Annotated in this window: 21 protein-coding genes; 16 read left to right on the top strand and 5 right to left on the bottom strand. The window is 49.9% G+C overall.

The window, feature by feature from the left end; all coding sequences use genetic code 11:
* Nucleotides 1–21 precede the first annotated feature (21 nt).
* Together nagA and ACMHXH_RS11425 are read left to right on the top strand one after the other, a co-directional pair.
* A complete protein-coding gene (gene nagA, locus ACMHXH_RS11430) occupies nt 22–1,143 on the top strand; it encodes an N-acetylglucosamine-6-phosphate deacetylase (RefSeq protein WP_413738090.1) in 1,122 nt (373 codons plus the stop codon).
* A gap of 89 nt (nt 1,144–1,232) precedes the next feature.
* Nucleotides 1,233–2,600, top strand: coding sequence for an MFS transporter (locus tag ACMHXH_RS11425; RefSeq protein WP_101096685.1), 1,368 nt, complete (start codon nt 1,233–1,235; stop codon nt 2,598–2,600).
* 4 nt (nt 2,601–2,604) lie between these two features.
* Here the strand turns inward: ACMHXH_RS11425 and ACMHXH_RS11420 are convergent, their stop codons facing one another.
* Both ACMHXH_RS11420 and ACMHXH_RS11415 read right to left on the bottom strand, forming a co-directional pair.
* The gene (locus ACMHXH_RS11420; RefSeq protein WP_025009838.1) at nt 2,605–2,907 is read right to left on the bottom strand and encodes an AzlD domain-containing protein; all 303 of its coding nucleotides are present in this window, start codon (nt 2,905–2,907) and stop codon (nt 2,605–2,607) included.
* Entirely contained in the window at nt 2,904–3,674 is a 771-nt protein-coding gene (locus ACMHXH_RS11415; protein ID WP_413729426.1) for an AzlC family ABC transporter permease, read from the bottom strand. Before ACMHXH_RS11415 ends, ACMHXH_RS11420 begins: the two co-directional genes overlap by 4 nt.
* 234 nt (nt 3,675–3,908) lie before the next feature.
* On the opposite strand from ACMHXH_RS11415, the gene ACMHXH_RS11410 reads away from it, so the two are divergent.
* Nucleotides 3,909–5,723, top strand: coding sequence for a DUF6538 domain-containing protein (locus ACMHXH_RS11410; RefSeq protein WP_413738084.1), 1,815 nt, complete (start codon nt 3,909–3,911; stop codon nt 5,721–5,723).
* Nucleotides 5,724–5,779: 56 nt separating this feature from the next.
* On the opposite strand, the gene ACMHXH_RS11405 is transcribed toward ACMHXH_RS11410, so the two are convergent.
* A complete protein-coding gene (locus ACMHXH_RS11405; RefSeq protein ID WP_413738082.1) occupies nt 5,780–8,452 on the bottom strand; it encodes a phage/plasmid primase, P4 family in 2,673 nt (890 codons plus the stop codon).
* Nucleotides 8,453–8,594: 142 nt separating this feature from the next.
* Nucleotides 8,595–8,912: a winged helix-turn-helix transcriptional regulator gene (locus ACMHXH_RS11400; RefSeq protein ID WP_025009839.1), complete on the bottom strand. Its 318-nt coding sequence runs from the start codon at nt 8,910–8,912 to the stop codon at nt 8,595–8,597.
* Between the two features lie 593 nt (nt 8,913–9,505).
* Here ACMHXH_RS11400 and ACMHXH_RS11395 point away from each other — a divergent pair.
* From ACMHXH_RS11395 to ACMHXH_RS11370, 6 genes are all read left to right on the top strand, one after another.
* Entirely contained in the window at nt 9,506–11,506 is a 2,001-nt protein-coding gene (locus ACMHXH_RS11395) for a type I restriction-modification system subunit M (RefSeq protein WP_413738080.1), read from the top strand.
* A 148-nt stretch (nt 11,507–11,654) separates the two neighbouring features.
* On the top strand, nt 11,655–12,989 hold the full coding sequence (locus tag ACMHXH_RS11390) for a restriction endonuclease subunit S (RefSeq protein WP_413738078.1): 1,335 nt from the start codon (nt 11,655–11,657) through the stop codon (nt 12,987–12,989).
* The gene (locus ACMHXH_RS11385; RefSeq protein ID WP_413738076.1) at nt 12,986–13,930 is read left to right on the top strand and encodes a DUF5655 domain-containing protein; all 945 of its coding nucleotides are present in this window, start codon (nt 12,986–12,988) and stop codon (nt 13,928–13,930) included. The genes ACMHXH_RS11390 and ACMHXH_RS11385 overlap by 4 nt, the downstream gene beginning before the upstream one ends.
* A complete protein-coding gene (locus tag ACMHXH_RS11380) occupies nt 13,930–17,094 on the top strand; it encodes a type I restriction endonuclease subunit R (RefSeq protein ID WP_413738074.1) in 3,165 nt (1,054 codons plus the stop codon). The genes ACMHXH_RS11385 and ACMHXH_RS11380 overlap by 1 nt, the downstream gene beginning before the upstream one ends.
* A gap of 5 nt (nt 17,095–17,099) precedes the next feature.
* On the top strand, nt 17,100–17,813 hold the full coding sequence (locus ACMHXH_RS11375; protein ID WP_243882090.1) for a zeta toxin family protein: 714 nt from the start codon (nt 17,100–17,102) through the stop codon (nt 17,811–17,813).
* Between the two features lie 15 nt (nt 17,814–17,828).
* Entirely contained in the window at nt 17,829–17,999 is a 171-nt protein-coding gene (locus ACMHXH_RS11370) for a hypothetical protein (RefSeq protein ID WP_186295856.1), read from the top strand.
* 60 nt (nt 18,000–18,059) lie between these two features.
* On the opposite strand, the gene ACMHXH_RS11365 is transcribed toward ACMHXH_RS11370, so the two are convergent.
* Nucleotides 18,060–18,533, bottom strand: a complete 474-nt coding sequence (locus ACMHXH_RS11365; RefSeq protein ID WP_413738071.1) for a hypothetical protein — start codon at nt 18,531–18,533, stop codon at nt 18,060–18,062.
* Between the two features lie 154 nt (nt 18,534–18,687).
* On the opposite strand from ACMHXH_RS11365, the gene radC reads away from it, so the two are divergent.
* From radC to ACMHXH_RS11330, 7 genes are all read left to right on the top strand, one after another.
* A complete protein-coding gene (gene radC, locus ACMHXH_RS11360; protein WP_025886706.1) occupies nt 18,688–19,182 on the top strand; it encodes a RadC family protein in 495 nt (164 codons plus the stop codon).
* Nucleotides 19,179–19,616 carry a DUF2787 domain-containing protein gene (locus tag ACMHXH_RS11355; protein WP_412514178.1) on the top strand — a complete coding sequence of 146 codons (438 nt, stop codon included), beginning with the start codon at nt 19,179–19,181 and terminating at the stop codon, nt 19,614–19,616. Before radC ends, ACMHXH_RS11355 begins: the two co-directional genes overlap by 4 nt.
* 59 nt (nt 19,617–19,675) lie before the next feature.
* Complete coding sequence (locus ACMHXH_RS11350; RefSeq protein ID WP_413738069.1) at nt 19,676–19,867, top strand: hypothetical protein; 192 nt, start codon at nt 19,676–19,678, stop codon at nt 19,865–19,867.
* A gap of 134 nt (nt 19,868–20,001) precedes the next feature.
* Complete coding sequence (locus tag ACMHXH_RS11345) at nt 20,002–20,547, top strand: recombinase family protein (protein ID WP_025009846.1); 546 nt, start codon at nt 20,002–20,004, stop codon at nt 20,545–20,547.
* A gap of 8 nt (nt 20,548–20,555) precedes the next feature.
* Nucleotides 20,556–21,086, top strand: a complete 531-nt coding sequence (locus ACMHXH_RS11340) for a hypothetical protein (RefSeq protein WP_101096673.1) — start codon at nt 20,556–20,558, stop codon at nt 21,084–21,086.
* Between the two features lie 71 nt (nt 21,087–21,157).
* A complete protein-coding gene (locus tag ACMHXH_RS11335; RefSeq protein WP_157823084.1) occupies nt 21,158–21,508 on the top strand; it encodes a hypothetical protein in 351 nt (116 codons plus the stop codon).
* A gap of 258 nt (nt 21,509–21,766) precedes the next feature.
* A protein-coding gene (locus ACMHXH_RS11330) for an IS3-like element ISVpa4 family transposase (protein WP_114139936.1) occupies nt 21,767–22,890 on the top strand; the annotation gives its coding sequence in 2 pieces (ribosomal slippage) (nt 21,767–22,019 and nt 22,019–22,890; 1,125 coding nt in all).
* Nucleotides 22,891–22,947 lie beyond the last annotated feature (57 nt).

Genomic DNA, 22,947 nt, shown 5'->3' with positions numbered 1-22,947 from the left:
GGTGCCCTGCTCGGACCGCAAATGAGCCGCAGTAATGAGGTTTGGCTGCGGATAGTCGATGGCCGTATTCATACCATTGCCAAGGCGCCCAAGGAAGGTGAGGCGGCAACTCACTATGCAGGCCTTCTGGTTCCCGGTTTTGTCGACACTCAGGTCAACGGTGGTGGTGGCCGCATGTTCAACCGGAAGCCCTGCGTTGAGACGCTTAAGCTGATGTTGGACGCCCATGGCCGTTTCGGCACCAGCAGCATGTTGCCGACGCTTATCAGCGACGATATCAGGGTAATGCAAGCGGCACTTGCGGCGGCCATCAGCGCCAGGGAAGCCGGTCTTGACGGCATAGCCGGGATCCATTTTGAGGGGCCGCATCTGTCACTGGAGCGCAAGGGTTGCCACAGTGAAGCCCGCTTAAGGGAGCTTGGCGATATTGAGTTGGCGCTCTACGCCGAGGCAGTGTCCCAACTGGGTGTTTGTGTGGTGACTCTGGCTCCCGAGAGGGTAGGGCCTGAAGATGTTCGCCGCCTGGTGGCGCTCGGTGTCAGAGTGTCTTTGGGGCATTCCAATGCCAACACTGAGACCGTGATGGCGGCGCTGGATGCCGGAGCCAGCGGCTTTACCCATCTTTATAACGGCATGTCACAGCTGGAGTCGCGTGCCCCCGGCATGGTGGGAACGGCGCTCAGTGACCCAAGGGCATTTTGCGGCATTATTCTCGACGGTCACCATCTGCACCCGGTGAGCGCCACTCTCGCCTGGCGCGCCAAGGGGAGTCGACGTTTGATGCTGGTGACAGATGCCATGTCGCCTGTGGGCTCTGAAGAGCAGGAATTTGAATTTTTCGGCGGTAAAGTTGTGCGCCGCGGTACTGAGCTCAGGGATCTCAACGGCTCTTTGGCCGGCTCAGTATTGGAGATGACAACGGCAGTTCGCTATGCCGTCAAGGTGCTGGGGATCCCGCTGGAGCAGGCCGTTGCCATGGCCTGCAGTACTCCAGCCGCTTTTGCCGGGCTGAATGACAGAGGCATGTTGGCCGAAGGCATGCGGGCTGACTTGCTGCTGCTTGACGATGCCCTGTATCAGTCAAAGCGCTGGCAAGGCGGCAGGCTCGCAGCGGGCGCCGAAGTTCGCAGCAAAAGCGTTTGAAAAATAAGCAGCTTCAAGGGACATCTGTCCTTGGCAGCAGCTGGATAATCATTGACAGAGAATAACAATAACAAGAGGAGATGCCGACAATGGACAATAACACCCTGAATAAAGGAGGCGGCACTTTACTGCCCATGGTGCTGATTGGAATACTCTTTTTTGTATTCGGCTTCGTAACCTGGCTCAATGGTGCACTGATCCCTTTTCTGAAAATCGCCTGTGAACTCAATGAGCTGCAAGCCTATCTGGTGGCCTTTGTATTCTACATCGCTTACTTCGTGATGGCCTTGCCCATGTCCGGGCTGTTGACCCGTTTCGGTTACCGTGCCGGGCTACAGATTGGCCTTGGGGTAATGGCGAGTGGCGCACTGCTGTTTATCCCTGCGGCGCTGAGTCACACCTTTGGCCTGTTTTTGCTGGCGTTGTTTGTTTTGGGAACCGGCCTTACCATACTGCAAACTGCGGCCAATCCATACATTGTTTGCATTGGTCCGCGAGAGAGCGCCGCCATGCGGATCAGCTGTATGGGCGTGGTCAACAAGGGCGCCGGTTTTATTGTTCCTTTGGTGTTCAGTGCCTGGGTGCTGACAGGTATGGATGCTTTTACGCCGGAAGCGTTGGCACAGCTCAGTGAGCTTGAGCGCACTGCGGCATTGGAGCAACTGTCTGCCCGTTTGGTGCAGCCTTACCTGGCGATGGCGGTTGTCTTGGCTCTGTTGCTGCTGTATGTGCGATTTTCGCCCCTGCCCGAATTGCAACTTGAACAGGACAGCCAGGCCAAAAGCTGTGACAGCTTGGTACCGAGAACAGATTGGCGCGCCATTCTGGCCTATCCCCAGGCTATTCTCGGGGCACTGACTCTCTTTATGTATATAGGTGCCGAAGTGATTGCCGGTGATAGCATAGGCCTCTATGGCCAGCATCTTAAAGTGGCCGAGTTTGGCATTCTGACCTCCTACACCATGGGATTTATGGTGCTTGGCTATTTGCTCGGCATACTCTTGATCCCAAGAGTGATGAGTCAGCGCAGCGCCTTGGTGGGCTCGGCGCTGGCTGGGTTGGTGTTTACTTTGGGGATCATGCTTGGAGATGAAACCAGCACGCAGCTGTCGAGTCTCTTGCTCGAACCTTTGGGGATAATGCCGCTGCCGGATCCCTTGCTTTACCTTGCGCTACTCGGCTTTGCCAACGCCTTGGTCTGGCCCGCTGTCTGGCCGCTGGCGCTGGAAGGGCTCGGCCGCCTGACTGCTGTGGCCTCGGCACTGCTCATCATGGGCATAGCCGGTGGTGCCTTGCTGCCCTTGCTCTATGGCGCCTTGGTGCACCAGGGTGTGCCCCATCAAAGCGCCTACGGGATCCTCCTTCCCTGTTATGGGATGATCCTTTATTACGCCGTTGCCGGCCACAAGCTGCGGGCCTGGTCGGGAGCGACCGCCACCAAAGCCGTGATTGACTGAGACCTCAGTAGATCCAGAAAAATACCGCCATGCTGACGATAGTGGTCAGCAGGGTGTTGCGGGTCAACAGTGCCAGTAAGGCCGCCAGCAGGGCGCAGCTGAGGTAGGGATTGCTCAGGCTCAGTTGTAACTCGCCGTCTCGCAGAAACACTATGGGGGCGAAGATGGCGCTTAATACTGCCGGCGCCGAAAAGCCAAGGAAAGCCTGGGTTTTCTTGCCAAGTCGTATCGGTAGCCCGGGCTCAAGCAGTAAATAACGGCTGAGTATCACCAACAGCGCCATGGTCAGTATGGTTAACCAAATCATGCCTGCTCCTTGCCTTTATCTTGCGTTGTCTCAAGCGGTTTAACTGGACTGCCGCCCAAGAGGCTTTGATAGAGATACCCCACAGCCATGGCGGTTACGGCGGCGATCAGCAGGCCACCCGGGATAGCCAGCGCTTCACACAGGACGCTCAGCAACATGGCCGTGAGCACACATAAGGCGGTGGCAACATTGACTATCCTCGGCACCACCAAAGCGATAAAGGTGGCTGCGATGGCAAAATCCAGTCCCAGAGAGCCGAGATTATCCATAGAGCTGCCGGCGAGAATTCCGGCCAGAGTTGCCAGATTCCAGCCAAGATAAAAACTCAAACCAGCTCCCAGGGCGTACCAGGGCCTAAGGGTACTTTCCTTGCTTTGATTGGCTACCGCAAAGAGTTCATCCGTGAGCAGAAAACCCAGTGTCAGGCGCCAGCGCAGTGGCAAGGGGCTGATGGCTGGACGCATCGCCATGGCATACAGCAGATGACGCGAGGTGATCAATGCCGTGGTAACTAAAATGGCCAGTAGGCCTGAACCTGCCTTTATCATTCCGAGGGCGACCAATTGCGCCGAGCCTGCGAAAACAAACAGGCTCATGGCTTGGCTCTCTAAGGCGCTGAGGCCGGTTTCCAGTGCCAGCGAACCGGCCAATATTCCCCAAGGGATAACAGCTAAAGTCAGCGGCATTACCGCCAGGGTACCCCGTAAAAATTCGCGGCTCCGGTTAAGTTCCTGAATGCGTGATGATTGCTGATTGTGAATGGTCAATCTTGACTCCATCTTGATGATTTTTCTGTTTTAACAAATTGGCCCGGAGTGGTGCCGAATGCCCGTTTGAATTGACGGTTCGAATACATCCGTCATTGCCAAGTCTAAAGACTCTGATCTTATGGTTAGGTTTTTGCTTTTATAATCATAACACTTTGAATTATAGTGGATGAATAAGTCAATGTTCCCAACCTTTGGCACCTTGGGGTGGTACAAAAAGGTGGTACAAAAGAGATGGCATTTATGATTCAACCTAAGCCCGATCCTAAGACCGGTGTATACAAGGTCAGGAAGGTCATTCCTGTCGAACTCAGACCCTTCCTTGAAGGTAAATCAGAGTTAAAACGCAGTCTCGATACCAAGGATGCCAAAGAAGCAAAGCAAAGGGCATCTGCAGCAGTTGCGGAATTGGAAGCGTTGGTTGCAACGGCGAGGATCAGGCTTGCTAACCAAGAGCAAGAATGCACCATCAGTAATAGCGACTTAGATGCTATCGTATCTCGTTGGGTGACCTATGAAGCGTCCAGGCTTGACCAGCCCGAGATATTGGCCCGTTACATCAGGGAGACTGATGAAGGAGTTGAGTACAATCATGACTTGTTTGAGGAGCTTGAAGAAGCAGCTCTCAGCAATTACTACGTACATGGCAGGGAAGCCGTAGAGAAGAAATTTGTTAAACATATGGCATCATTCATCGATGAAGCCCTGATGCTATCTGGGCTCAGTCTATCTGCTTTCAAACCGAGGCTCTACCTTGCCAAGGCTCTTGCAAAGCAATGTAAAACGTTTTGTAGTTCGGCTTTTGATAGGGAAGGGGTGGCACGTCGTGATGCAATACGAGGCTTGCCCTATCGGGGACCGTTCACTCAAACATACCCTGTTTCTAACCAGTCGACTCTGCTAAAAGGTATTCATCAAGAATTGGCCGACATGGGATTTACGGTCCTTTCTGATGCAAACGAGTCATACCGAGCTCAAGGAGATAGTCCAGAGGGGGCTATCTCTAACCAGTCAACCCTCCGTCAACTGTTTGAATGGGTTAACACCCAAAAGGGAATGACTTTTGATGGTTTCAAGTTACACAGATGGTTGCAAGATAGGACGCAACCTTGTAATCGAGCAGTTGAGTTCTTCGGTGATAAACCTATAGGTAGCATTGGCAAGCTTGAGCTCCGGAGCTTCTTTACCTTTATCATTACATGCCCAGTAAAGCCTAAAGCAGATATCAGAAGGTTGCCTTTTGCAGAGCAAGCCAAAGCCGCCAAAGCCCAAGGGCTGGCTACGATCACAGTTGCTACGGCTAAGAAAGAGTTAAATCTGATTTCAGGATACTTCCAAGAGGCGGTGAGGTTAGACGTTATCCCTTCCAATCCGTGCCATGGTGTATCCCCTAAGCCCCAAACCAAGTCATCATTGAGAGAGCGAGGCTATTCAGAATCCGAGGTGGCCAGGATCTTCTCCTTATCCATGTTTCGTGAGCTTGAATCTAAAACACTGGCTCGATATGGTGCAGCACCTTATTGGTTACCCGTTCTATTAGCCTACACGGGTGCTAGAGCTGAAGAAATCGCACAGCTATACGTTCGTGATATCGAGCAACTAGAGGCTAATAACTCGTTTTGGTACATCCACATTCGTGACGCTAGAGAAGGGCAGTCAGTGAAAAATAATGAAGCGAGAAAGGTGCCGATATGTGATGCATTGATTGAACTCGGTTTCATTCGGTACGTTAAATCACTTCCGCCACATGGTCGCCTGTTCCCGCTCTTGAAAGCAAATGCGGCTGGTAAGCTTCACAATGGGGTCGCGGTGTACTTAAAGCGGAAGTTTCAGGAAGCCAACATCGAATTGTTTGAAGAGCTTAAGCCTTTGCATGCGTTTCGCCACCGATTTATTACCCAGGCCCGTCAAGTTATGAGGGAGGATATTCAGAATGCAATCACAGGTCACTCCAATGCCGGTAATGTTGGTAGAAGATATGGAAGCTACGCAGATCTACACACCGCCATCAATAAGATGCCCCGTATAGCAATCCCCCAAATGTATTAGGAATACTAAGTGCTGTCAGGGGGCCTTCCCCCTGACGTACACTTTATTACCAATCTTTAGGCATGGTATTTAGGCTCAGGTGCAGTAACAACAGAGCTGTAGAAGTCATGGTTACCTTCCATCCTGGGTTTTAACATCAATCCCTGAATACAGGCCTTGTTCTGCTTCCTAACCTTGGTAAACCCTTTATCCTTTAGCCGCTTAGTCATGATGTTGCGAGTCATCTTCCAGTCACTATCTCTTTCTGCCCAACGACGGAAGGCGTCGTATAGCTCATCTGTTGCGATATAGCTCTCCGGCTCGTTTATGGTCATTTCTTCCAAGAAGTTTGCAAGCAGATCTGACTCATGACGATACTCATCAATTCCAGCTTGAATACTTGCTGGTAATGAGCCCTTAATGCTTCGCTCAAGCCACATTTGTACTCCCTTAATGGCCCAGTTGAGGATGCCCGGCAGCTCTGCGTAGAGCTTTTCCATAAGCTTTGGGTCTAACTGGTTACCAGTAAAGCTGGCGTTAAAGGGGAGCAAAATCATCCGTCGCCACATCCCAGGACTGGTATCACGGATAACCGGTTTGTGGTTACCGATTATCATCAGGGTGAACATGGGTCTGTACTCCAGCTCATGCTTGGCGTAGAGCTGCCTGGCAACAATGATGTCATCCCCAGTCATGGACTTAACCAAGTTCTCATCCATACGAGAGCCTTCCGGGAGTTCGTTGGCTACTACCAGTCGACTGCCCACCAGCTTGGCAAGGGATGGATTGGGACCTTTACCACTGCCATTGCTTTGCAATAGCACATCACTGCTTATCTGGTGGTAGTAACTCCCCATCAGTCGTTGCAGGATGTTCATAAAGGTACTCTTGCCGTTACAGCCATGGCCATGCAAAAAGAACATCACTTGCTCATCAGTACGGCCGGTTAAAGTGTAACCAACAATCCGTTGCAGTAGCTGGCCATACTCCTTATCCCCACAGGTAATCTCATCGATAAACTGTTCCCAGCGAGGGCAGATAGCCGATTCGTCATAGCTTACCTCGCTACAGCGGCTAATATACATCTCTGGGCTTGGTGCCAAGAGTTTTGCTGTATTGAGGTCTATGACACCATTCCGGACACCAAACTTCATTGGATCACAGTTAAAAGTACTCGCTTTGATCTGGTGGCTCGATTTGTATATCTCCAGCATATCCACCAGCTTCTTACGCTCTAGGCTTTTGCGTCCAAACTGAATGTATTTATCGGCGAGTTTGAAAGCCTCCTCCTCATTTGCTGCTGCCGCTGCACACTTTTCCATCATACCATGCTTGATGATATTGTTTCCTACCTCGCTGGCTGCCTGTAATTCAGAATCCATTGTAGGTTCCCAGATGTTGTACTTGAAGCGATACATCTGACCAAACTCAGGAACAAAAGCAACGACGCGACCCCATAAAGTACTGAGCCGTTTGGCATTGCCAACGTCATTGAAGGTGTTTGGGTCTATTGAGTCCCAAATACTTGCAGTGGCTGCTGGTGTATCTTCAGCCTCTGCCGACGCTTCCTCTGGGCAGGCTTCCGCTGGTGGATAATGCGTACCGCACGTGCTGACTAACTCTTCAAGACTCAACGGGCTCTCGCCGCGAAGGTATTCATCGATATCCTTGCCATGGCCTTTTGGCAAGGTCACTTGGATTAAGGATGGCAACCCTAGAGCGGCGACTCCTTCTCGATACTTGTTACCGGCATCATCACTATCGAAGAAGGTGACCAGTTGTCGATCTTTTAGTCGTTCAGCGAGCCAATTCAGTTGTGACTGACCCAACTGGCCATTGGTTGCCAGAACAGGACCTTGCCAGCCATGCTCTACCAAAGCCAGTAGGTCATGTTCACCTTCAACCAAGGCAACATAGCCCGAGCGGTCCATTGTATCTTGCCCATAAAACTGGATGTCGTTCAGCCAGTACTTCTTGGGCAATTGAAACTGCTTGGCTTTAGTGGGATCCTTAAAGGTAAAGCGGCAAATGTGTTTCTGCTCATCATAGTGAGGGAAGATGTAGACATCCTTGGGGAAGTAATCCCTGGGGCTAAATTGGCCTTTTTGCACCAGTCCAGAATCATAGAGCTCATCAAGATCGTATCCTTTGGCTGTTAGACGGCGCCAGAGTTCACCGCGGCTGTATCCAATTTTTAGGTCAATCAAAGTGTCTGAGCTCAGCTTTCGCTTATCCATCAGCCACGATAACGGCTTGCTGCCTTTCTCAATCATGGGTTCCCAATAGTACTCCCATGCATCCACCAGCAACGCCTGACGTTGCTCTAACTGCTCCGGGGTCAACTGAGGCACGTCTTGAACTGCTCTGGTGGCTTGTGGGCGGGGCTGGGTGTTGATGGTAACCCCTTTAATCTCACCACTTAGCAGCTTGTTGGCGGCATCATAGGCGTTTTTAGCGAGCTTACAGGTTACTAAAAAGCTAAAGATGTCCCCATGCTCTTCACATGAATAGCAGTGGTAGTGCTGCTCTTCAGGGGCGGCATGGTAAATCTTGAAGCAGCCTTTATGACCACAGAAGGGGCATACATCGTCGTCAAGTTGGCAGCAGTCGGATTGCGTTGGCTTGATGTTGTTGCCGGTTAGCTGGCAAATCAGCTCTGGCAAATCGAACATGGCCTTAACGTCAGCTAAACCGTGCTCTTTCAGCATCGGATGGGTGTTGCTAGGGGTAACTTGATATAGTGATGTCATAAGGACATCTCCTTGAAAATAAGGCCAGCAGATTAAAATAGATATTGAGAAAACCTGCTTTTTTGTGGCCTTCGAGCCTTGTTTGGGCTCTTCCCCGGCAGGATTACCTTCCTAGGTTGTCTGCTGGGGCATTTACACCTCATCAATCGAATCTACGTTGATAAAGGTTAACCGACTGCATTCCGGCAGCGGTGATACTAGTCTGTCTGGTGATTAAGCCAGCCAGTTCCAAACGCCTGATATGACGCCTGGCAGTTCTTAGTGAATATCCACAACGCCTGGCCAACAGTTTGGCGAGGCTGATATTGCCGGTTTGCAGTAATCCACTTTGGACTGGCAATCGGCTAACCTCGAAGAGGGTCTTCCCCAACTGGTTCTTCAATAGCTCAAAGGGCACTTTGAAGTTATCAGTTGTATTACCTTGTACCGACACCTCCTTGCTAACATCTTGATTAAACATAGTGATCTCCCAGAGGGCATTTTGTGTCACCCCCTTGTTACTTATAGTTTTAATCGATTTTGACAAGCCATGAAAGCCCCTAAATGACGTTTACAGGAGGATTCGGCAAAACCGCAAGCTAGACTTGGAGATTTGCTTACATGAAATTTATTCATGAACATGAGGTTTGATTTTCGAAATGGTTATAACGCAGGTATCACAATGGGTTAGCGGAGTTGTAGGTCAGTTGATGTCATACCTTACTCTGCCATCCTGACCCTCTGCTGAAAAATCGGCAATCTGACTAAAGTATTCTTATCTTTATTCCCTTAGGGACTTTTAAGAAATCATTAGAAAATCGGCAGAGCAATGCCCTAAATCCTTCAAAATGCTGACTACTCTTGGGTTTTGGGGGAACAGGCTCCAAAGCAAAATCGGCATAGGCCAACTTGGGGAGATTGCGGGGAGAAGTGAGATGTGTCCATAGGGAAAATCTGTGAAATAACAACTGGTCAGTAAAAGGGGCTATTGGTAGACTTCCTGGTTAACATTGTCGTTAGAATGCTGCTCCCGGTGTCACCACAGACACTGGTAGAGCTGTCAGCAGGAACTCCATGGAACACACAAGCATTAGCTCATTGGCCAGTTTTATCTGGTCAGTTGCCGACCTTCTTCGCGGTGACTTCAAACAATCCCAGTATGGCCGCATCATCTTACCCTTTACCGTTCTCCGGCGTTTGGAGTGTGTGCTGGAGACAAACAAGGAAAAGGTACTGGCTCAGTTTGAAGCTACTAAAGATATGGCGGAGCTTGCTCGGGAAAAGCTACTGCTAAATGCCTCTGGTCAGTCTTTCTACAACGTCTCCAAGATGGATCTGACTAAGCTTGGTGAAACCAACACAGGTGATAACCTCGATGCCTATGTCAGAGCCTTCTCCAAAGATGCCCGTGAAATCTTCGAGCACTTCAACTTTGTCAATACTATCTATGCCCTTGATGATGCCAACCTGTTGTATCAGGTAGTGAAGAAGTTTCGAGGAATAGACCTGTCTCCGGACAAGATAACCAATTACCAAATGGGATTGGTGTTTGAAGAGCTTATCCGCCGCTTTGCAGAGAGTTCCAATGAGACGGCCGGGGAACACTTTACCCCCAGAGACATAGTAAGACTCACCACTTCTCTGGTTTTCAGTGCTGATGATGAGGCCCTTACTAAACCCGGGGCGGTTCGTTCTATCTATGACCCTACAGCAGGAACTGGCGGCTTTCTGTCATCCGGTATGGAGTACCTCAATGAAATCAATGGTTCAGCCCGTTTGGCTACTTTTGGGCAGGAACTGAACCCTGAGTCCTACGCTATCTGTAAGGCAGATATGCTCATCAAGGGACAGGAGATCAGTAATATCAAGCTGGGTAATACCCTGTCTGATGACCAACTCAGGTTCGAGCGGTTCGATTACTGCCTCTCCAACCCACCATTCGGAGTGGATTGGAAGAAGGTTGAGAAGCAGGTTAACGATGAACACAAGCTCAAGGGACATGAAGGCCGTTTTGGTCCGGGTCTGCCAAGAGTGTCCGATGGCTCTCTCTTGTTCCTGATGCACCTTATTAGCAAGATGAAGCCAGTATCCGATAATAGCCCGGGAAGCCGCATAGGCATCATTCTTAACGGGTCACCATTGTTTACCGGTGGAGCAGGTAGTGGTGAGAGCGAAATCCGTCGTTATATCCTTGAGCGTGACCTCTTGGATGCTATAGTCGCACTGCCCACAGACATGTTCTACAACACAGGTATTGCCACCTACATCTGGGTGCTGTCCAACCACAAACCGGCTGAGCGTAAGGGTAAGGTACTGTTGATTAATGCCAGTGACATGCATTCAAGTATGCGAAAGTCGCTTGGCAGCAAGCGTAAATTCCTCGATGACGATGCTATTAAAACCGTTGTCGAGCTCTACAGTCGCTACGATGGTAAAGAGCTTAACAGTCCTATAGCCAAGGTGTTTAACACCACCGATTTCGGTTATCGCCGGATTACTGTCGAGCGGCCTCTTAAGCTTGCCATCTACCCCAAAGATGCAGTGAAACTAGAGGCCTTACAACAAAGTAAAGCCTGGGCCAAACTCGATGAACCCCTAAAAACTACGATACTTGAGGTGCTCTCAGGCCTCTCCAATGATAAGTTCCTCTGCCGTGAGGAGTTCAAAAAGGTCTTCACCAAGGCGTTCAGTGCCATGTCAGCCGACAAGATGCCTGCGGCCGTGCTTAAGCTGCTGTACTCAAGCCTGGGTGAACAGGATGACGCAGCCAAGGTCTGCCTTGCTAAAGGGGCTCCAGAGCCAGCCTCTGAGCTAAGAGATAACGAAAATGTGCCCCTGAATGAGGATATCAACGCTTATTTTGAGCGTGAAGTGCTGCCCCATGTGCCCGACGCCTGGATAGACACCAGTAAGACCGACCCTCTAGATGGCAAGGTGGGCATGGTCGGCTACGAGATCCCCTTTAACCGTCACTTCTACCAGTACCAGCCTCCACGCACTTTGCAGGAGATTGATGCCGACTTGGATATGGTGGCGAAGGAGATAATGCAGTTGCTCGCCGAGGTGCACTCCTGATGGCTCTGTTAAAGGTCTTGTTTAACAACAAGGGCGTTGTCCCGCTGCTCGCTCGGTTAGCCAATATAAGAAATCGGCTCGCTTTGCTCCCTCACTTTGTGCCGCGACGACTTGCCCTGAACTCCAAATCCACTATTGGGGGGCGAGTATGAGAGATCAAGCTAGGTTGAACGGCAAGTATACGGCGTATCCTGAGTACAAGGATTCGGGAGTGGAGTGGCTTGGAGAGATACCAAATAGTTGGGATGTTATCAAGATAAAGCACCTAAGTTCGGTTAAACGGGGTGCCTCTCCAAGACCGATAGACGATCCAAAGTATTTTGATGAGGATGGCGATTACGCTTGGGTCAGGATTGCTGATGTTACAGCCTCAAGTACATACTTGGAGAAAACGACGCAGACAATGTCTGAGCTTGGTAGTTCGCTGAGTGTTAGGCTTGAACCCAATCAACTGTTTTTAAGTATTGCTGGTACAGTGGGTAAACCTTGCATCAATAAGATCAAAGCATGCATACATGATGGATTTGTATATTTCCCAGAGCTAAAAATTCCTAATAAGTACCTTTTTTATGTATTTGCTGGAGAACTGGCGTACAAAGGCCTAGGCAAAATGGGAACCCAACTGAATCTCAACACAGATACAGTTGGAGATATCAAAGTAGCCTTGCCAAAGCAGATAGAGCAGATTGAACAAATCGCCGCCTTCCTCGATTACGAAACCGCCCGGATAGACAGCTTGATAGATAAGCAGCAGCGGCTGATTGAACTGCTCAAGGAGAAACGCCAGGCGGTCATCTCGAACGTAGTGAGTGTGCGTGAAGGTGAAATATCAGCGAAACTATCTTATTTCGTTGACCTCCTCCCTGGATATGCTTTCCCTAGTTCTGGTTTCAAGAATGAAGCAGATGGGAATATTCCACTTTTGAGAGGGGTGAATGTTGGTGTTGGGAAGTTGAAGTGGGAAGAGACTGTATGGTGGCCTAAAGCTGAAAAAGCTGAACAAGAAGCTCTTAAAGATTTTGAGTTGCAAGAAGGGGATATTGTCTTTGGCATGGATAGGCCTTGGATTGCTGCGGGGGCGAGAGTAGCTGAAGTAACTAGTACAGATTTACCTTGTCTTTTACTTCAACGAGTAGCCCGTATTCGTACTTATGAAGACACTTATCAACCATTCGTGACGTTGTGTTTGTCAAGTTACGAGTTTAAGTCGTTCGTAGAAGCTGATTTAACAGGTGTGAGTGTACCTCATATTAGCCCGGATCAGATTAAGAGTTTTTCCATTAGGGTTATTGGATTTGATAAGCAAAAGGCTGAGACTGACACTGCTCTAAAACTGTGCAAAGAGCTTGAAGCGATAGAGGCAAAAGCCTGGAGTGCTATTTCTTTGATGCAAGAACGCCGCACAGCGCTGATTGCTGCAGCTGTGACCGGCAAGATTGATCTGCGAGGCTGGACACCACCTGTCGAGGAGGATGCGGCATGAGCGACATCAAGCTGTTTAAGTACCACGCAGGTGGGGTAACCGAACTTGAAGGCAAGGCGGCTGTAGTCGAGAAAGAGTTGCAGCAGCTGATTGAAAGCAATATGGAAGCCTTCCTGGGTGTACGATTTCTCGCTACTGAGTACAACACAGGTAAGACTCATAGGGGCCGTATCGATTCGCTGGGACTCGATGAAAATGGCTGCCCGGTGATTATCGAGTACAAACGTCACACCAATGAGAACGTCATCAATCAGGGGCTGTTTTACCTGGATTGGTTGCTGGATCATCAGGCTGAATTCCAGTTATTAGTGATGAAGACGCTGGGGAATGAGGCTGCCGAGAGCATAGAATGGGAGGGCACCCGCCTTTTATGTATCGCCGGGGACTTTACCAAATACGATGAACATGCGGTGCAGCAGATAAACCGCAACATTGAACTGCTTAGGTACAAGCTGTTTGCCGATGACTTGCTGATGCTGGAACTGGTGAACGTGGTGGCTGTGTCGGGTCAGTCTGTTAAATCTCAGATAGGATTAACTGGTACTGACGCTGCTTTTGCTAAGCCCAAATCCTCCTCCGTGATGAAAACTCACCTCGAACAGTTGGAGCAGGCTTCTGTGTCATTAAAGCAGCTCTATGACGGCGTAATCGACTTTACGGCAAGCCTTGGGGATGACGTTCACTACAAGCAATTAAAGCTCTACGGTGCCTTCAGACGCCTTAAAAACTTTGTGTGCATCATAGTGGTGCCTAAACAAGACCCCAAGTTGCAATTGCTGGTGCGGCTCGATCCCAAAACCGTGGATATGGAAGAGGGGTTCAGCCGTGATGTGAGTGAGATTGGCCATTGGGGGACAGGCGATTTGGAACTGACAATTCGCACAGTAGATGACTTGGAGAAGGCCAAGCCATTAATCAAACGAGCCGCTGAGGAAAACTGATGAGTATGGAAGCCAAGGCCAGGGAGCTGGCGTTTCAGAACTACATTATCGATGCACTGGCCACCCAGGGTTGGCTGGTGGGCGAATCAGGGAGCTTTGATAAAGAGCGTGCTCTGTATCCCGAAGACTTGCTGGCCTACGTAAAAGAGAGCCAGCCTGCTGCCTGGGAGGGCTTTTGTCGCATCTATCCCCAAGATACCGACAAGCACCTTTTGAATGCCGTTGTAAGGCATCTAGAACACCCAGACAAGGGCACCCTGTGGCTGCTGCGTAACCCGCTGGAAGACCGAGGGGCAAGGCTCCGGCTTGCCACCTTTAAGCCAGACCATGGGCTCAATCAAGAGCTTATTAGCCGTTATCAGGCTAACCGCTTAAGGGTCGTGCCAGAGCTAATTTATAGCCCCAACGGTTACGATGGTCGCATAGATTTAACCCTGTTCTTGAATGGTTTGCCGGTAGCCACAATGGAGCTGAAGTCCTGCTTTAAGCAAAGCCTGGAGAATGCTAAACAGCAGTATCGTAAGGACAGGCTTCCCAAGACTGGCAACAAAGACGAGCCGCTGCTGAAGTTCCGCCGGGGGGCACTGGTGCATTTTGCGGTGAATCAGTTTGAAGTGGCGATGACCACCAAGCTTGCCGGTAACAGCACCTTCTTTTTACCGTTTAACCGAGGTACCAAGGCGGGTGGTGCGGGGAATGACCTGCCTGATGAAGGGGCGGGCTTTGCTACCAGTTATCTGTGGGATGAAATCCTCACGCCTGATAATTGGCTTAAGATCCTTGGCCGCTTTATCCACCTTGAGGTGAAAAAGCAGGAAGATGCCCTTGGTCGCATCCAAAAGAAAGAAACCCTGATCTTCCCCCGTTATCATCAGTGGCAGGTGGTCACCAAGCTGCTTGCCAAGGTGCAGGAGGAAGGCACTGGCCATAAGTACCTTATCCAGCACTCGGCAGGCTCGGGTAAGTCCAACTCCATTGCCTGGCTGACCCACCAGTTGGCCTCACTCTACGATGCCAATGGCGATAAGTGGTTTAAGTCGGTGATTGTGATTACCGACCGCACAGTACTCGACAGCCAACTGCAGGAAACCATCTCCCAGTTTGAGCATGCAGAAGGAGTGATAAGCCGGATTAACCGGGATGAGGGCGAGGGCAGCAAGTCGGCCCAGCTGACGGCCGCACTGGCTATCGGTACACCCATCATTGTGGTGACCATTCAGACCTTCCCCCATGTGCTGAAGGCGATTCAGGAGTCCACCAGCCTGAAAGACCATACCTTTGCGGTGATTGCCGATGAGGCCCACTCTAGCCAGAGCGGCAGCACCGCACGGCAGCTGCGGGAAGTGTTGATGGCCGAGCAACTGGATGAAAACGAGGAACTGACCGCCGAGGATGTGATGAACATGACTCTAGCGGCCCGCCTTGGCAGTAATCACATCAGCTATTTCGCCTTTACCGCCACCCCCAAGGGCAAGACGCTGGAGCTGTTTGGCCGGCCAGATAACCCGGCAATGCCCCTAAGTGACGACAATAAGCCCAAGCCCTTTGATGTGTACAGCATGCGTCAGGCCATTGAGGAGGGGTATATCCTCGATGTGCTGCAAAACTATACCAGCTATGGTTTGGCCTACAAGATGGCTATAGCTGGAGCCAGGGCTGAGCAGGAGGTAGACAGCAAGAAAGCCAAAAAGACTCTCGGCAAGTGGTTCAGGCTGCACCCCCATAACATTGGCCAGAAGGTGCAGGTGATAGTGGAGCACTTTAAGGCCAATGTGGCACATTTGCTGAACCAGCAGGCGAAGGCGATGGTGGTCACCAGCAGCCGTTTGGAGGCCGCCAAGTATAAACTCGCGTTCGATAAGTACGTGGCCGAGCAGGGCTATGGCAACATCAGGGCCATGGTGGCCTTCTCAGGTGAAGTGACAGATCCGGACACCGAGATTGCCCACACCGAACGCAGCATGAACCCCGACCTTCATGGTCAGGACATGCGAAAGGCATTCGATACCGACAGCTACCAGTTGATGCTGGTGGCCAATAAGTTCCAGACCGGTTTTGACCAGCCGAAACTGTGTGCCATGTACGTGGACAAGAAGCTCACCGGCGTTGACTGCATCCAGACGCTCTCGCGGCTTAACCGTACCTATCCGGGCAAGGACCGCACCTTTGTGCTGGACTTTGTAAACAAGCCCGAGGATGTGCTGGAAGAGTTCCAGAAGTACTTTGAAACCGCTACCCTGGAAACCGCCTCCGACCCCAATCTGGTGTATGACCTGAAGCACAAGCTGGTGAATGAGGGTATCTTCTTGTGGAGCGAAGTGGAGGCCTTTGCGGCATCTTACTTTGACCCCAAGCGGGGCACCGAGGGCTTACTCCATTACCTGGCACCGGGGCGAGACCGCTTCCTCAAACGCTATCAGTTGGCCATAGATACGCTAAGGGCTGCCAAACGTCAGTTCAATGAGATTAAGCTGCATGGCTCCGAGGTGGAAAAGAGCAATGCCGAGGAGCGAATTGCTGCCGCTGAAGAGGCTCGTAATCAATTAGTGATGTTCAAGAAGGATTTGAACAGTTTTATCCGCTTCTATGAGTTCGCCTCGCAGATCACCCCATTTAATGCCGTTGATCTGGAACAGCTCAGTACCTACGCCAAACACCTGCTGCCCCTGCTACGGGAAGAGGTGCTCGAAGATGATGATATCGACCTCGACGGGCTAGTGCTGAGCCACTACAAGCTAAAAGAGAAACGCACCCAGGACTTGCAGTTAAGGGAAGGTAGGGGAGATGGGCTTTATGGTGTTACTGGGGTTGGTTCAGCCAAGCCCAAGCAGGATAAAAAGGACTTTCTGTCAGAGATCCTCGCCAAAATGAATGAAGTCTTTGGTGAAGGAGTGACTGAAGGCGATAAGCTTGATTGGTTACAGGGGATGGCGAGCAAGATAGCCGAGAATGAGTCTGTGATGGCCCAAATCCACAACAACGACCGCAAGGCCATTATGCAAGGTGACTTTCCCAAGGCTGTTGATGAAGCTGTAATTAGTCGTATGGGGACTCAGGAAGAGATGTCCATGGATTACCTGTCACGTCCTGATACTGCGAAGATACTGCAAAACCTGCTGCTGGATCTTCTGTTGAAGGGGCTTGGCCGGGAGCTTAGAGGGTAATCATTTTGGCATTTGAGTTGACACCGCAAGAACAAACCGTAAGAGATAAGGCAGTGGCATACGCCAATGCCAATAAGAAGCGGATAGCCAAGGAGATAGTCGATTCATTCGATGCTGAAACAGAGCCGGTATCGGTATTTATGGCAGGCTCTCCCGGAGCTGGCAAGACCGAGGTGTCAAAGGCTTTTATTGAGGCGTTGGGCGGTTCCACTTTACGCATCGACAACGATGAATTAAGGGAACGCTTTGAAGATTATGAAGGGTTTAATTCCCCTCTGTTCCAGGATGCCGCTACGCGTCTGGTGGAGGCGATACATGATTGTGCCTTGAAGAGACGAGTTAGCTTTATCCTCGATACTACATTGGCAAACTTGGCAAAGGCCTCACAGAATATTGAACGGTCTATACGTAGGAAGAGGACTGTTCTCGTTCTGTTTGTGTATCAACGTCCAGAGGTCGCTTGGCAATTTGTCAAGGCCAGGGAAAAGGCTGAAGGTCGCCGAGTTCCTCCAGAAGTGTTCATAGAGCAGTTTATCGGGGCAAGGGAGACCGTAAACACGTTGAAACAAACTTTTGGCAGAGATATTGAATTAACCGTGCTGGTGAAGGATATTAAAGGGGAGATCGAACGCTTCTATGACAATGTGGACTCCGTTGACGCTGTGATCAAAGAGAAGTACAATCGCGAGTCCTTAGCCGAAATAGTGTGCAAAGGGTAATGAGTGGAGGCTATTATGTTATCTAAGTTTTTCAAGTCCACAGAGGCGGCCCCTAAAAGCAGTAAACTGTCGGACTTTGTACTGCATGCTTCTTCCAGAGACAAGAAGAAGGTGTTTACACAAGTACTGAAAGCATCCTCTGCAGAGCAGCGAAAAGTGATTGAACGAGCTGCTGCCATGCAGTGAGGATGTTTGATTACACATCGCAAAGGTAGCCTCAGGGCTGCCTTTTCTTTTATGTGGCTCTTATTGATCCGGATAGTCGGCATACCAGTACAGTATGTTTAGCCACTCACCTGTAGCCTGGAAGTGGATAAGCAACCTTACAACCCAGTGCATGAATGGTAGATGTTCCTTTGGGTGAGTAGCGTAAAGCGTTCCATCTGTAATCTTGATTGATTCAGGGTTAAAGCCTTTGTCAATAAGGAATCGCTCAACCTCACCAGGTTCCCTGAAGTTTCCGCCAGGTATTGTCCCCTTGAGATGCATCTTCTTTTGTCGGGTACCAAAGTTATCTGGGATTATCTCGGTTTCAAACCTAGGTAACCTCGCTTTCCGTGCTCCCTTGACTTGATGCCTTCGCTCAGTATCACTGAAACGACCCACAACCAGCAACGGTTGATAATCCAACACGACCTCTTCAGGATAGCGAACGTTTCCTCTACGGGTATTGGATGGTGATGCCAGATATCTGGCAGGTGTAATAGATGTAAATGTCATAATGGCTCCATTTAGATTGGTGGGGCAGAATATGTCACCCCTGTTATTACTAGTTTAATGCGATCAGGCGGTCTCCAAGCTTCTTATACCGTTAATTAATCGTATCCCTTTGAGGCATAAGAAACCTGAACTAAATCAATAGGAAGGGTTTGCTATGCAACTGACAATGAAACCGGGAGCCTCTAATGAAGGCAATGGTGAATACCAAGAGAGGGTCATTCGGGAGGCGATAAGCATCCTGGAGTCCCGATATCAGGACCACAATGTCAAAACAGCGGTGTTTACCTCTCCGCCTCTGGTAAAGGATTACCTTAAGCTCCGAATGGCGGGGTACGAGAGAGAGGTGTTTGCCGTTCTGCTACTGGACAGCCAACACCGATTGATTGCTTGTGAAGAGCTGTTCTTTGGCACTATAGACGCCGCTGCTGTATATCCCAGAGAGGTGGTTAAGTTGACTCTTTCACGGAACGCCGCAGCGGTTATATTTGCCCATAATCATCCTTCGGGTATACCTGAGCCTTCCTCAGCGGACAGACGTATTACAGAGCGTCTGGTGAACGCTCTGGCCACTGTGGATGTGTCTGTGCTGGATCATCTGGTTATCGGGCAAGTGGATGTGGTGTCGTTTGCAGAGAGGGGCTGGTTATGATTGATAGTAGGCATGTCGATTTGACCGAAGCCCGCCGGTGGCTACCCGTAACTGTCACTCTGAGTGGCATCTTACGGAGAACGTTGGAGGAACACCCTAATGATCAATGTTCTGACGGCGTAACCCTCAATTTCCGAGATCCCAATTACTCAGTGGAGCATGGGGGCTATCACCCGGTTGAAATTCGACTGGAACGCTCTGACTCGGCTTCTGGATGGCGTTTGGTGTATATCACTGACTTTGCCTTCTTTGGCCCGGTTTATCCTGAGTTGGAGAAAGAGTTGGACTTCAATCTATCAAATGGAACAGGGTATCAGGCTTACACGGGGGAGTATCCGCTAAACCACTTCCGAGGCCTTTACCGGATTTGGGAATCCAACTTCCGCTACTACCTAGGGTTAGGTGTCTATCAACTAACCGTCACTTGGGACTAAGCCTAAGACGTCCCTAACAACCAAATTGCAGTCAATTCGTCACTACATGGACCCATGTGGTGAGCCTTTGGCTGCCTGTTATCAACCATCAAAAGGAGAACATCATTAACGAACAACTTAGACGGGTCGCTAAAGCCGCACTACTGACCATAGTGCCAATACTTATCCAGGCCTTCACCGAACGCTATTTGTCCGACGAGGAAGCTTGGGAAGAGCCTCTTGATGAAGGAGAACAAGAGAACCGTAACTAACTGTATGCAAAGTCATTAAACCAAGCCTATGTGACACGGTGGTAGAAGGACCCTTTCCCCGTGTCACATGGGTCCCTTTGCACCTTCTGAAGGGCTTGGTCAGTGTACCTTGCCCTATTGAACAGGAGTTATCTATGGCCGAAATAGGGTACGCCCGTGTATCTACTACGGGACAAAGCCTAGACGCACAACTGAAGGCATTAGCTGACTGCGACAAGGTATTTCAGGAGAAGGTTAGTGGAGCAGAGGGCGACCGACCTCAGTTAAAGCTGATGTTGGAGTTTGTCCGAGAAGGTGACGTCGTGATTGTCACCAAGTTGGATCGACTTGCACGGAACACTAAGCATCTACTGGAGATAGCAGAGCTCTTGGAGAAGAAGAGGGTCTCCCTTCAAATCCAGAATCTGGGAATTGATACAGGAACCCCAACAGGAAAGCTAATGCTGACGATGGTTGGTGCTATCGCCACCTTTGAACGCGAACTGATGCTGGAGAGACAAGCAGAGGGGATTGCCTTGGCCAAACAACGAGGCAAGTACAAGGGACGAAAGCCAACAGCCATGCTTAAACGAAACCAAGTCATACCGTTGTTAGAGGAGGGACTGCCGAAGCCTGAAATAGCTAAGCGTGTCGGTATATCTCTGTCGAGTGTGCAACGGATAGCAAGAGAACAGCAATAGAGGTTGTTATGACGAGAAAGAAGAAAGTGATTATTGGGTTGATAGCGTTTATGGCGTTCAACATATACATCTATAAGGGGGCTCATGACGTCCCGACTGGTAAGATGCGAGGGCTTAGTGATGAGTGCCAACTATTGGTTGGGCCTCCCTCACGAAAGTATCCGTTTGCAACATACTACATAGCCAGCAAAGACGATTTTGTAAAGGAACTGCGAAACCTGAATATTGTTATTCAGACAGATCTTCAGTGTAAACGTGATGATGCTGAATGCTTCTTTGCAACTTACTGGAATTCATCCAAAGCTGTCGCTTCGGTAAAGACAACTGTCATAGATGGGATGAAAATCGCCTTGGCCAGAGATAGACCAGTCAATGGGATACAAGAGTACTCAGATCGTTGCCTGGAACATCTAAGAGACATTAGTTCGAGCAATGCTCGAAGATTGGAGTCTGATGCTTATGCTAGAAAAGAGGGGTATGGGTGGCGGAACGTGTTCCCACCATTCCACTGGTACTATGAGACATTCCTAAAATGGTAAGAGCAATTAGACTATTCCTCTTTCCTGTTCTTGTTATTGTTCAATCATCTCCAAGCTACGCGAACGATTGGATGGAACAGCTCAAGCGTGTTTATGCCTGGAGGGAGGTGGCTAGCCTGTGTCTTGATAAGGCTCCTAAATATCAAGAAGACTGGTCTCTCATGGTTCAGCTCCATGACAAACAGATCATCATTTGGCAACGTATGATTAGGGATGAGCTCAGAGCCGCTTTGGCTCCAGAGCAAAGAGCAACGTTTTGGTTTGAACAACTGGAAAACCTTGCCCAGGTCTGGGCACCAACGCAAGTGAGAGGTATGGATTGCGGCCCAAGTGATCTCGAGTTTCTGGCAAACCGGATGACTCAAGACCCGACATTCTTCACAGCCATGGAGTTGGTCAAGCAAGAAAGAGGAGGGCGCTAGGCCCTTCTTTTTACCCATCGTAAGGTTTAGTAAGGATTAGGCGTTCTAGCGGCCATTCCCCCCTGCAGTTTTATTAAGATAAGGGGAGTGCCTCCTTATTTGCTCTTTTTCAGCGATGAACAACTGGATGATGCTTGCTTCCCTCTTGGCAGTTAGGACTTCAAAGCTCTCGCTATGTTAGAAGTGGCCCCCAATTTTCGGACATGACTTTAAGTGGTCGATCTGTTTTGATAGTACCCAACAATACAGGGACAGATTATGACTAGAAAACGTAGAAACCACTCTCCTGAGTTTAAAGCTAAGGTGGCTCTCGATGCCGCTAAAGGCGATAAAACCGTCGCTGAGCTAGCTCAGAAATATAACCTGCACGCTAACCAGATCTCAACATGGAAAAAGGAGCTGCTTGAAAACGCAGCCATGATTTTTGCCACCGAAAATCACTCAGGAAAAGAGAGTTCCGAAGAAGTGGACAAACTTCACGCCAAGATCGGTCAATTGACCATGGAAAATGATTTTTTGGCCAAAGTGCTCGGTCGTTAGACCGAGCCCAGCGAAAGAGTTCGCTGGTTAAATCCACCCCATTGCCGATAAAGCGCCAATGTGAGCTGCTCAATATTGCTCGCTCTACCGCTTACTATCAACCCATCGGACTCTCTGCTGAGGAGATCACGTTACGACGAATGATTGACGAAATTCATCTGCAGTATCCGTTTATGGGCAGTCGGCGCATTCGAACTGAGCTGGCTAAAAATGGCCATAGCGTTAATCGTAAGCGTGTTGTTCGACTCATGCGCGATATGGGGATTGGGGCGATTTACCCCAAGCCCAAAACGACGCTGGCGAACAAAGCACACAAGGTGTATCCCTACCTGTTGCGTGATATCGAAGTCACTTACCCAAACCAAGCTTGGGCGATTGATATCACATATATCCCAATGGCGAAGGGGTTCCTGTACCTCGTTGCGATTATCGACTGGTATAGCCGCAAAGTGCTGGCTTGGCGACTATCCAACACCATGGACACGAGTTTTTGTATCGAAGCGCTTGAGGAAGCGCTGAAGCATTATGGGCCACCTGATATCTTTAACTCAGATCAAGGCAGCCAGTTTACCAGCACAGAGTTCACACAGAAGTTAATTGAGCATAACGTACGTATAAGCATGGATGGGAAAGGCCGCTGGGTTGACAATGTTTTCATTGAGCGATTATGGCGAAGCCTGAAATATGAGGAGGTTTACTTAAAGGCTTATACCACGCCCCGTGAAGCCGAGCTTGAAATCGGCAACTACATGGTGTTTTATAATGAAGAGCGTAACCATCAAGGACTCAATAACCTCACTCCTGATGAGGCCTACTTCGGTAGGCAAAGATACGCAGCATGAGCTGGGTCAACCACTTAAGAAATGAGCTTATGTGTCCAACCGTTGGGGACCACTTCT

Source organism: Shewanella sp. BJSY2023SW001 (assembly GCF_047314685.1).
Taxonomy (GTDB): Bacteria; Pseudomonadota; Gammaproteobacteria; order Enterobacterales; family Shewanellaceae; genus Shewanella; species Shewanella indica.
This window is presented reverse-complemented; position numbering and strand designations above follow the sequence as displayed.

What these genes read in the sequence shown, in the direction of transcription:
- ACMHXH_RS11355 (WP_412514178.1), top strand. Translation starts at nt 19,179, where the DNA reads ATGATTGATAGTAGGCATGTCGATTTGACCGAAGCCCGCCGGTGGCTA.
- ACMHXH_RS11410 (WP_413738084.1), top strand. Translation starts at nt 3,909, where the DNA reads ATGGCATTTATGATTCAACCTAAGCCCGATCCTAAGACCGGTGTATAC.
- ACMHXH_RS11340 (WP_101096673.1), top strand. Translation starts at nt 20,556, where the DNA reads ATGACGAGAAAGAAGAAAGTGATTATTGGGTTGATAGCGTTTATGGCG.
- ACMHXH_RS11425 (WP_101096685.1), top strand. Translation starts at nt 1,233, where the DNA reads ATGGACAATAACACCCTGAATAAAGGAGGCGGCACTTTACTGCCCATG.
- ACMHXH_RS11405 (WP_413738082.1), bottom strand. Translation starts at nt 8,452, where the DNA reads ATGACATCACTATATCAAGTTACCCCTAGCAACACCCATCCGATGCTG.
- ACMHXH_RS11380 (WP_413738074.1), top strand. Translation starts at nt 13,930, where the DNA reads ATGAGTATGGAAGCCAAGGCCAGGGAGCTGGCGTTTCAGAACTACATT.
- ACMHXH_RS11335 (WP_157823084.1), top strand. Translation starts at nt 21,158, where the DNA reads ATGGAACAGCTCAAGCGTGTTTATGCCTGGAGGGAGGTGGCTAGCCTG.
- nagA (WP_413738090.1), top strand. Translation starts at nt 22, where the DNA reads ATGAGCCGCAGTAATGAGGTTTGGCTGCGGATAGTCGATGGCCGTATT.
- ACMHXH_RS11395 (WP_413738080.1), top strand. Translation starts at nt 9,506, where the DNA reads ATGGAACACACAAGCATTAGCTCATTGGCCAGTTTTATCTGGTCAGTT.
- ACMHXH_RS11370 (WP_186295856.1), top strand. Translation starts at nt 17,829, where the DNA reads ATGTTATCTAAGTTTTTCAAGTCCACAGAGGCGGCCCCTAAAAGCAGT.
- ACMHXH_RS11420 (WP_025009838.1), bottom strand. Translation starts at nt 2,907, where the DNA reads ATGATTTGGTTAACCATACTGACCATGGCGCTGTTGGTGATACTCAGC.
- ACMHXH_RS11345 (WP_025009846.1), top strand. Translation starts at nt 20,002, where the DNA reads ATGGCCGAAATAGGGTACGCCCGTGTATCTACTACGGGACAAAGCCTA.
- ACMHXH_RS11390 (WP_413738078.1), top strand. Translation starts at nt 11,655, where the DNA reads ATGAGAGATCAAGCTAGGTTGAACGGCAAGTATACGGCGTATCCTGAG.
- radC (WP_025886706.1), top strand. Translation starts at nt 18,688, where the DNA reads ATGCAACTGACAATGAAACCGGGAGCCTCTAATGAAGGCAATGGTGAA.
- ACMHXH_RS11400 (WP_025009839.1), bottom strand. Translation starts at nt 8,912, where the DNA reads ATGTTTAATCAAGATGTTAGCAAGGAGGTGTCGGTACAAGGTAATACA.
- ACMHXH_RS11385 (WP_413738076.1), top strand. Translation starts at nt 12,986, where the DNA reads ATGAGCGACATCAAGCTGTTTAAGTACCACGCAGGTGGGGTAACCGAA.
- ACMHXH_RS11365 (WP_413738071.1), bottom strand. Translation starts at nt 18,533, where the DNA reads ATGACATTTACATCTATTACACCTGCCAGATATCTGGCATCACCATCC.